Annotated in this window: 1 protein-coding gene; it reads right to left on the reverse strand. The window is 56.2% G+C overall.

The features are described 5' to 3' along the window. Positions 1–31: 31 nt before the first annotated feature. A complete protein-coding gene (locus MJ643_RS30320) occupies positions 32–1,342 on the reverse strand; it encodes an IS4 family transposase (protein WP_024086280.1) in 1,311 nt (436 codons plus the stop codon). Between the last annotated feature and the right edge of the window lie 86 nt (positions 1,343–1,428).

Raw genomic sequence — 1,428 nt, forward strand, 5'->3', positions numbered from 1 at the left:
TAATGCCAGTCAGTTAAGCTGACTGGCATTTTCATTTTCGGGTCGGATATTTTGCAGGGCGCTGCTTCACCACTCTGGGGAACCATCGATCGGGTCGCCGATGGGGTAGGACATACTGAGCCGCTGACGCCTGCAGATCTGCCAAAAAACCTGGCAAGTTGCCGGGATGGTTTAATGACGTGCCATGCAGCAAGCCCAGAATCGCCCAGCTACAAGCGGTAAAGCTCATCTCGCATGGGTACACGCCTGGGCACTGTCTCGACATCTGCACCATCTGATAACGCAATAGGTTGTAGCCCAACAGCACGCCCCACAGCTCTTGCGCAATCATCTCCGGCGTCTTGCTTCTCAGGGTGTATTCGCCCCCCAGAAGTCCTTGTTTGATCTCCCGATAACCCAGCTCGATTTCCCAGCGCTGACTGTAAAGATCAACGATCTCATCGCCAGGGAAGCGCTGCGCATCGGTCATTGAGGTCAAGACACTCACAACCTTTCCTTTGATTGTTTTGCTCAGCAGTCGTGCCCGCATTTCCAGCGGCAAGCCTGGCCATTGCTTGCGGGCCTGGGGCGATGTGCGCAGGACGACCACGGCATCGTTGCGTCCTAGCGTGTGTTCCACCTCGTACTGAGTGCCCTTTTTCACAGGGATCAGCCAGTGTCGATGCTCACCTTGTGACTGCCAGTGGTGCAGCAAGCCCAACGAATAGAAACCTTTATCGAACAGGGTCAGCGAGTGGTTCGGCGTGGTCGCGATCAGCTGCTCTGCCAGCTTCATTTCACTACTGTGGTAGCTCTCGAAAGTGCTGTTTATCAGTAAGTGGCTGGTCAGCTCCATCTGGCAGACCATCCTAACCTGAGGAAAACCGCCATCCCCATGCTGATTGGTAGCGCCCCCGTAAAACGCACGGTTTTCAGCTGTGTCAGGCGTACTCCAGACAACACCGTCCACACCAAGCAGCGTCAAGCCCAACCAGTGCGGGTGCTTGGTTTCTTCGTGCCACCGCTGCTGAGTGAGCGTGAAAACTTCACGTACAGCTTCACTGCCCAGTCGCTGCCGCCCTTGTACAACAGCACTGGGGGCCACCAGAGGCCTCTTGCCCGGCAGCATGATGTCCATGTGGTTTACGACATCCCAAGCCGACATACGGCGGAACAGCGCCATGCCGATGATGCACCACACCAGGCTCTCAAGCGGGAGGCGTCGCTTGCGAATGGTCGCGACACCTGCCGTCTCAAAAGCTTGTTGCACAAGATCAGGATCGAGCAACGCCCCCAGCCCCTCGAGGGCATGTGGCCGCGATGCCATTTCGTGAGTGAGGGAGAGGGCTTGTGACAGGCGCATAAAAAATCCGATGCTCGTTTCCAAGCATCGGATTTTGCGGCCTACGGGCTAAAGCTCAAAGCGTCAGTCTTAACTGACTGGCATTA

The organism is Pseudomonas sp. PNPG3, from assembly GCF_023093815.1.
Classification (GTDB): domain Bacteria; phylum Pseudomonadota; class Gammaproteobacteria; order Pseudomonadales; family Pseudomonadaceae; genus Aquipseudomonas; species Aquipseudomonas asiatica.

Coding starts and splice junctions, on each gene's coding strand:
- MJ643_RS30320 (WP_024086280.1), bottom strand. CDS start 1,342: ATGCGCCTGTCACAAGCCCTCTCCCTCACTCACGAAATGGCATCGCGG.